The sequence below is a fragment of the Rhodopila sp. genome (assembly GCF_035548235.1).
Lineage (GTDB): Bacteria > Pseudomonadota > Alphaproteobacteria > Acetobacterales > Acetobacteraceae > Rhodopila.
The window spans coordinates 1-7,066 of the sequence record NZ_DASZTJ010000092.1 but is presented as its reverse complement, the minus strand read 5'-3'; the positions used below and the strand labels follow the sequence as shown (position 1 = coordinate 7,066).

General features: G+C 66.5%; 6 protein-coding genes and 1 pseudogene. 3 read left to right on the top strand and 4 right to left on the bottom strand.

Annotation, left to right across the window (positions count from 1 at the left end):
- Together VHB27_RS07510 and VHB27_RS07505 are read right to left on the bottom strand one after the other, a co-directional pair.
- Positions 1 to 387 (bottom strand): annotated as a pseudogene (locus tag VHB27_RS07510) (hypothetical protein); the annotation flags it as partial.
- A gap of 307 nt (positions 388 to 694) precedes the next feature.
- Complete coding sequence (locus tag VHB27_RS07505; RefSeq protein ID WP_325598825.1) at positions 695 to 1,168, bottom strand: class I SAM-dependent methyltransferase; 474 nt, start codon at positions 1,166 to 1,168, stop codon at positions 695 to 697.
- 187 nt (positions 1,169 to 1,355) lie between these two features.
- On the opposite strand from VHB27_RS07505, the gene hrcA reads away from it, so the two are divergent.
- The 3 genes from hrcA to VHB27_RS07490 all read left to right on the top strand — a co-directional run bounded on the left by hrcA (position 1,356) and on the right by VHB27_RS07490 (position 4,830).
- Entirely contained in the window at positions 1,356 to 2,438 is a 1,083-nt protein-coding gene (hrcA, locus tag VHB27_RS07500; protein WP_325598823.1) for a heat-inducible transcriptional repressor HrcA, read from the top strand.
- 44 nt (positions 2,439 to 2,482) lie between these two features.
- On the top strand, positions 2,483 to 3,559 hold the full coding sequence (locus tag VHB27_RS07495; RefSeq protein WP_325598821.1) for a tartrate dehydrogenase: 1,077 nt from the start codon (positions 2,483 to 2,485) through the stop codon (positions 3,557 to 3,559).
- A gap of 221 nt (positions 3,560 to 3,780) precedes the next feature.
- Complete coding sequence (locus VHB27_RS07490; RefSeq protein ID WP_325598819.1) at positions 3,781 to 4,830, top strand: isocitrate/isopropylmalate dehydrogenase family protein; 1,050 nt, start codon at positions 3,781 to 3,783, stop codon at positions 4,828 to 4,830.
- Positions 4,831 to 4,870: 40 nt separating this feature from the next.
- On the opposite strand, the gene VHB27_RS07485 is transcribed toward VHB27_RS07490, so the two are convergent.
- Both VHB27_RS07485 and VHB27_RS07480 read right to left on the bottom strand, forming a co-directional pair.
- Positions 4,871 to 6,142: a class I SAM-dependent methyltransferase gene (locus VHB27_RS07485; RefSeq protein WP_325598817.1), complete on the bottom strand. Its 1,272-nt coding sequence runs from the start codon at positions 6,140 to 6,142 to the stop codon at positions 4,871 to 4,873.
- A gap of 144 nt (positions 6,143 to 6,286) precedes the next feature.
- Positions 6,287 to 7,066: N-acetylglucosamine-6-phosphate deacetylase (locus VHB27_RS07480; protein WP_325598815.1), on the bottom strand; the 780-nt coding region annotated here is incomplete at its 5' end.

Genomic DNA, 7,066 nt, shown 5'->3' with positions numbered 1-7,066 from the left:
CGTCATGCGCAATAGCGTTGAGAAGTCTTTCCAGCGCGCCTCGTTCAGCGAGTGGATCCCGGTGAAGACGTCCTCACCATAGGTGCCGGTGTGTTCGTCGCCCCGCCAGGTATCCACGGCATAGCAGCGCGTATTGAGCCGCAGCCTCTCCACCGTTTGGCAGAAAGCACCGTATGAAGCGCCCCAATGCGTGCCGAGTTCGACCACCAAACGCGGCCGCAGTATCCTAACGATCCAGAACGCAAAAGGAATATGCTCAAGCCACGCGCTTTGCGCCAGATACTCGGGCCGCCAGTCTATCTCATCCTCGATACACAATGCATCAACAGCTCGATCCCGGGCGACACTGCCGGGTTCGGCGCTGTCCGGACCTGTACCCACCGTCAAGTCGAATCTCCTTCCCCGCACTCGCCGAGGAATGTCCCGGAACACATTGAAAATGGAGGCGTGGCCGCGTTGTCCATCTTGGACCGGCAAACCTGAGTTAGGGGATCAACAAAAGGAAGACAACACCGCAGTAGCGGTCGAACGGCGATCGGTAATGGGACGGTTGAGAGACGAGTGGCGCGGACGAACGTTTGCTTCCTCCCCTTCTTCGCAGACCCAACAGAAAGTATTTCTATATCGGAAACCAGGATCGACCGTACACGCATGAAGCGTGACATCATAGAAATCATAGGAAGGGCAATCGGCATTACAGATTGTTGCGATCTGCGTCGGTGCTGCAGATTTCCTCGTTCGGCGTCGAGATCCGCACGGCGCCGCCAGGTCCACGTCGGACATGGCTGATCCCGACCAGATGCTCCAATGTTTCGAGGCTGACCAGCCGATCGACCGATCCGGTCTCGACCGGCAATCCCACCCCGCCCCACTGCCCGAATGAAACACGGCTTGACTCATATGCTGCCTGAGCAAACCGTGTTGCTTCACGACTCATATCGCCGCCGATTACACTCTTCGCGCACTGCCGTGGAAGATATGATCCATATTCTTCGCCACACGCAACGTTCTGGACGTCCAAGCTCGCACAATAACGCGAAGGGAACAAATATCGATGATAATGCTCATGTTCGATGACCCCGGGCGTCCCCGAGACAAAACGCTCGCCAGTAAACGGCAGGGGGTCTTTGGGCGAAGGAAATTGCAGCTGCGACGGCGGACTAGTCATAATGCAATGTGAGGTTTTGACCTAAAAAACATGCCAACTGCCTTGTGTATTAGAAGCATCATCGGAACTAAATACCGGCCTGGACGGTGTCAAGGCACTCTTTCTTGCAGCGCAGCATCAGGTCATTGTTTAGGGGTTGACCTACCATTAAGGAGCGCACACCTTTTTTGGTGATGAGTGCAACGCCGTGAAACGTCACTTTCTCGTGGGCCGGCTCGCATCGGGGCCGCCGCCCCTCCCCCCTGGCCTGGACGCCCGTTCCGCCGCCGTTCTGCGCGAAATCGTCGAGCAATACGTCGCCACCGGCGAACCCGTCGGCAGCCGCACCCTCGCCCGCCGCCTGCCGATGACGCTTTCCCCGGCCACGATCCGCAACGTCATGGCCGACCTCACGGAAGCCGGCCTCCTGTTCGCCCCCCACACCTCCGCCGGCCGGCTCCCCACCGACCAGGGCCTGCGTCTCTTCGTCGACGGGCTGCTCAATTTCGGCGAACTCTCGGAAGACGAACGCGAATCCATCTCCGCCGCGCTGGCCGCCGCCGGCCGCAGCCTGGAGGATACGCTGGCCGAAGCCTCCTCCTTGCTGTCCGGCTTGTCCGCCGCCGCCGGCCTCGTCCTCGCCCCCAAGTCCGAGGGCTCGGTCCGCCATATCGAGTTCGTCCCCCTCGGCCCCGGCCGCGCGCTGGTCGTCCTGGTCAACAGCGACGGCCAGGTGGAAAACCGTGTCATCGAAACCCCCGCCGGCCTGCCGCCCGCGGCCCTGCAGCAGGCTGGCAACTACCTCAATGCCCGGCTTTCCGGCCGTTCCCTCGCCGAACTGCGCCGAGCGGTGACCGAGGAAATGGCGGCGAATCGGACCGAACTGGATGCGCTGTCGACACAGGTCGTCGCCGCCGGCCTCGCCACCTGGACCGGCGAGGGCCGCACCGGCAGCCTCATCGTGCGTGGCCAGGCTCGGCTGCTCTCCGACGTCACCCAGATCGAGCGGCTGACCGCCATCCAGTCGCTGTTCGAGCGGCTGGAAGCCCAGGAAACCATGCTCCGCCTGCTGGAACTGGCCGAACAGTCGGACGGCGTGCGCATCTTCATCGGCGCCGAAAGCGGGGTGTTCAACACCTCCGGCGTCTCGATGATCGTCGCCCCGGCCCGCAGCGAGGGCGGACGCATCGTCGGCGCCATCGGCGTCATCGGTCCAAGCCGGATCAACTATGGTCGGATCATCCCCGTCGTCGACTATACCGCGCGGGTGATCGGGCAATTGCTGGGCTGACCGGCCGGCGCTAGGAACGCTCCCGCAGCCGAAGGAGCACGTTCATGACCCGCAGCTACCGCATCGCCTCCGTCCCCGCCGACGGCATCGGGCCGGAAGTCATCGCCGCGGGGCTGGAAGTGCTGGACGCCGTCGCCTCCAGGGACGGCGGCTTCACTCTTAATATAGACCACTACGGCTGGGGGTCGGACTGGTACCGCAAGCACGGCGTGTTCATGCCGCCGGACGGGCTGGCCTGGCTGCGCACGGCGGATGCGATCTATTTCGGCGCCGTGGGCGATCCGAACGTGCCCGACCACGTGTCGCTCTGGGGCCTTCGGCTGCAGATCTGCCAGGGGTTCGACCAGTACGCGAATGTCCGGCCGACCCGGATCCTACCCGGCGTCACCTCCCCGCTGCGCGATGTCGGCCCCGGCGACCTGGACTGGGTGATCGTGCGGGAGAACTCGGAAGGCGAGTACGCCGGCCAGGGCGGCCGCACCCATCGCGGCCTGCCCGAGGAAGTGGCGACCGAGACGGCGATCTTCACCCGCCGCGGCGTCGAACGCATCATGCGCTACGCCTTCCAGCTTGCGCAGTCCCGGCCGCGCAAGCACCTGACGGTGGTGACCAAGTCGAACGCCCAGCGCCACGGCATGGTGTTCTGGGACGAGATCGCCGGCCTCGTCAGTCATGATTTCCCGGACGTGACCTGGGACAAGGAACTGGTGGACGCGATGACCATGCGCATGGTCCGCAAGCCCCAGACCGTCGACACCGTCGTCGCCACCAACCTGCACGCCGACATCCTCTCCGACCTCGCCGCCGCCCTGGCCGGCTCGCTGGGCATCGCGCCCACCGGCAACATCGATCCCGAACGCCGGGCGCCGTCGATGTTCGAGCCGATCCATGGCAGCGCGTTCGACATCACCGGCAAGGGGATCGCCAACCCGGTCGCCACCTTCTGGACCGGCGCGATGATGCTGGAGCATTTGGGGGAAAAACCGGCCGCCGACCTGCTGATGCGCGCGGTGGAGCAGGTCTGCGCCGCCGGCATCCTGTCGCCCGACCTGGGCGGCAAGGCGACGACGAAAGAGGTCACCGCCGCCGTCGTCGAAGCCGTCCGGGGCATGAACCGCTAAAGCGCGATGACCGTAGGCGGAATCGCCGCAGGTCTGAATCGCGCGATTCAACAAAACCCTGAAGCATGATGTGAGCCCATCCTGCTTCAGGTCTTCCGCTCCGCATTGATCCTGCGCAACCGGATCGGCGCGTTTCGTGCATGGCGGCCACGCGACCGCGTTGTTCCGCTGGGTTTCCAGCGGCCTATAAACGCGGCGTCGTCCCCGTTCGGAGTGGATCCATGACCGTCGCCCCTGCCAGCAACAAGATCCCCGCCACGCTGATCCCCGGCGACGGGATCGGCCCCGAGATCGTCGCCGCCACGATGAAGGTGCTCGACGCGCTGGGCGCACCGTTCGACTGGGACGTGCAGCAGGGCGGCATGGCCGGGGTCGAAGCGGCCGGCGACCCGCTGCCGAAAGCGACCCTGGACAGCATCCGCCGCACCGGCCTGGCCCTGAAAGGGCCGCTAAGCACGCCGCTGGGCGGCGGCTACCGCTCCGCCACCGTGCGCATGCGCGAGGAGTTCCAACTCTACGCCAATCTCCGCCCCGCCAAGACCCTGACGCCCGGCGGCCGGTACGAAGACATCGACCTGATCCTGGTGCGGGAAAACCTGGAAGGCCTCTATGTCGGGTTCGAGCACTACATCCCGATCGGCAGCGACCCGCACGCGGTGGCGGTGTCCTCGGGCGTCAATACCCGCGAAGGGTCTCGCCGCATCGTCCGCTATGCGTTCGAGCATGCGGTCAAGCTGGGCCGCAAGAAGGTGACGCTGGTGCACAAGGCGAACGTGCTGAAGGCGCTGACCGGCATTTTCCTGGAGGCTGGCCGGGAGGTGGCCAAGGAATACGAAGGCCGGGTCGCCTGCGACGACCGGATCGTCGACGCCTGCGCGATGCAGCTGGTGCTGAACCCGTATCAGTTCGACGTGATCGTCACCACCAACCTGTTCGGCGACATTCTCTCGGACCTGATCGCCGGCCTGGTCGGCGGCCTGGGTGCCGCGCCGGGGGCCAATATCGGCGATAAGGCCGCGCTGTTCGAGGCCGTGCACGGATCAGCCCCCGACATCGCCGGCAAGGGCCTGGCGAACCCGACCGCGATCCTGCTCGCAGCGGCGATGATGCTGGACCATGTCGGCCTGCAAAACCACGCCACGGCGCTGCGGAAGGGGATCGACACGGTGCTGAACGTGGACAAGGTCCGCACCGGCGACCTGGGCGGGACGGCATCGACCGACAGCTACGCCGCCGCCCTGGCGCAGAAGGTGGCGTCTTACCGGGCGTAGCAGGGGACGCCGCCTCGCGCGGCATCCCTCCTGCCTGCCCTCAAACCCGGGCCAGCCGCGGGATCGCAGCCCAGAACTGGGTCCCCGTCTGCCGCAACGGTTGCATGCGAGACGAAATCTCTGCCATGTGCGTCCATGGCAGGATGAACAGGTCGTCCGGCGGATCATCCAGTAACGTCTCACACGACACCACGGGCACGCGCGAACCCGGCAGCAATCGGCCCTGCTTGTCGGGATCCGCATCGGCCACGCAGGCGATCTCGTTCGCCGTCACCCCGCACAGGTTCAGCAGCGTCGCCCCCCGCGCCGCTGCGCCATAAGCCACGACACGCCGTCCGGCCTCGGCGCGCAGGCGGATGAAGCGGGACACCTCCTCCCGCGCCGTCGCCACCCGGTCGTTGAAGTCCGCATAGAAATCCTGCTGGTGCAGCCGCGCGTTCGCCTCCGCCTGGCGCACCGCCTTCAGCCCCGGCCGAGCGCCGTGGGTGCTGACGGCATGACAAGCGTAGATGCGCAGGGAGCCGCCGTGATCGGTCAGCCGCTCCGCGTCGAACACGCGCAGCGCGACGGAGCGCAGGATGCGCTCCACCACCTGCAGCGACAGATAGGCATATGTGTCGTGCCGGAACGCGTCGAACTGCAGCCGCTGCACCAGCGACTGCAGATGCGGCACCTCCAGCACCAGCACCCCGTTCGGCCGCAGGATGCCGGCGAACCCGGCAGCGAAATCGAACAGGTCCGGCACGTGCGGCAGCACGTTGTTGGCCACCACCAGGTCGGCGCGGCCGTGACGCACCGCGATCTCCATGGCGGTTTCGGCGCAGAAGTAACCGGTCTCGGTCGGCACGCCCAGTTCATTGGCGACCGAGGCCGGCGTCGCCGCCGCCTCGATCCCCAGCACCGGCACCGAGGCCGCCTGGAAATGCCGCAGCAGATAGCCGTCGTTGGAGCCGATCTCGATCACCAGCGAATCCGCGTCCAGCGACAGGCGATGGCACATCGTCTCGGCGAAGCGGCGGGCATGCTCGACCGCGGTGGGGGAGCGCGACGACAGGAACGGCGCGGGCGGCGTCAGCACCGCCGGCGCGGCCACATCGGGAATCTGCACCAGCATGCAGCTTTCGCAGATCCGGGCGTGCAGCGGAAACGACTGGTCCGGCTCATCGGCCGTGACGGTGCGGTTGGACAGGGGCACGCGCCCCAGGTCCAACAGCGACTGGTGCAGACGCGCCCCGCACAGCCGGCAGGACGGTTCGGCCGCGCCATGCGGCACGTCACCGAACAGGGGCGGAGCGATCAGGCTGCTGAGCATGGGCGGTTCTTCGCGGACAGGATCATGGCAGTGGACAGGCCTTTCCCGGATCGGGAAGCCAGGGAATGGTCCATCCTGTCCACTGAACCTGACGCTCGCGCGCTTTTCGCCGACGCAGAATGCGTCACGCGGGTTAAGGAATCGTTATCGACGCGGCGGAATCATTCCGCCACCCGGCGTGACCCGGTCCGGCCGCAGATCCTCGGTCCACGAGACCTGCCCGAAATCCCAATCGATCCCCAGCAGCGCGGCCGGACGCACCGAGGCCGTCGCGATCGCCTCCGCCGCGTCGGCCAGCCCCCAGGCAACGAGGTTGCGCACCGCCTGGTCCAGCCGCAACGCCGATCCGGCCAGCGTCGTGGTCCCCGGCACCCGGACCGACCCGTCGGCGGCATGCTCGATCGTCATGCCGGCGAACCGATACAGCCCCGGCGGCGCGGCGGCCGCGGCCGTGGCGTCGGTCACCAGGATCGACCGCCCAGGCCCTTTCGCCCGCAGCATGACTTTCAGCGCATGCGGCGGCACATGGATCCCGTCGGCGATGAAACTGGCCGACATCCGGTCCTCGGCGAGTTGCGCCATCAGCGGATTGAGGAATTTCGGCTGAGGCTGCGGCAGCGCGTTGCCCAGGTGCGTGCTCAGGCAGACCCCTGCCGCGGCCGCCTGCCGCACCTGGTCCAATCCGGCGGCGCTGTGCCCCATGGCGACCACGATCCCCGCCTGCCGCGCCCAATCCACAACCTGCCCGGCCCCCGCCCGCTCGGGTGCCAGGGTCAGCAGCAGGACCGGACGGCGAAGGCCACGTGTCAGGCGTTCCAGCAACGCGGGATCGGGCGGGACCATCGCCGCCGGCGGATGGCAGCCGGCATAGCCGGATGCCGGATTGAGGAACGGCCCTTCCAGGTGGAACCCCGGCACCATCAC

Bases quoted from the DNA above. Each gene is read 5' to 3' on its own strand.
- VHB27_RS07505 (WP_325598825.1), bottom strand. From the start codon at position 1,168: ATGACTAGTCCGCCGTCGCAGCTGCAATTTCCTTCGCCCAAAGACCCC.
- VHB27_RS07495 (WP_325598821.1), top strand. From the start codon at position 2,483: ATGACCCGCAGCTACCGCATCGCCTCCGTCCCCGCCGACGGCATCGGG.
- VHB27_RS07490 (WP_325598819.1), top strand. From the start codon at position 3,781: ATGACCGTCGCCCCTGCCAGCAACAAGATCCCCGCCACGCTGATCCCC.
- VHB27_RS07485 (WP_325598817.1), bottom strand. From the start codon at position 6,142: ATGCTCAGCAGCCTGATCGCTCCGCCCCTGTTCGGTGACGTGCCGCAT.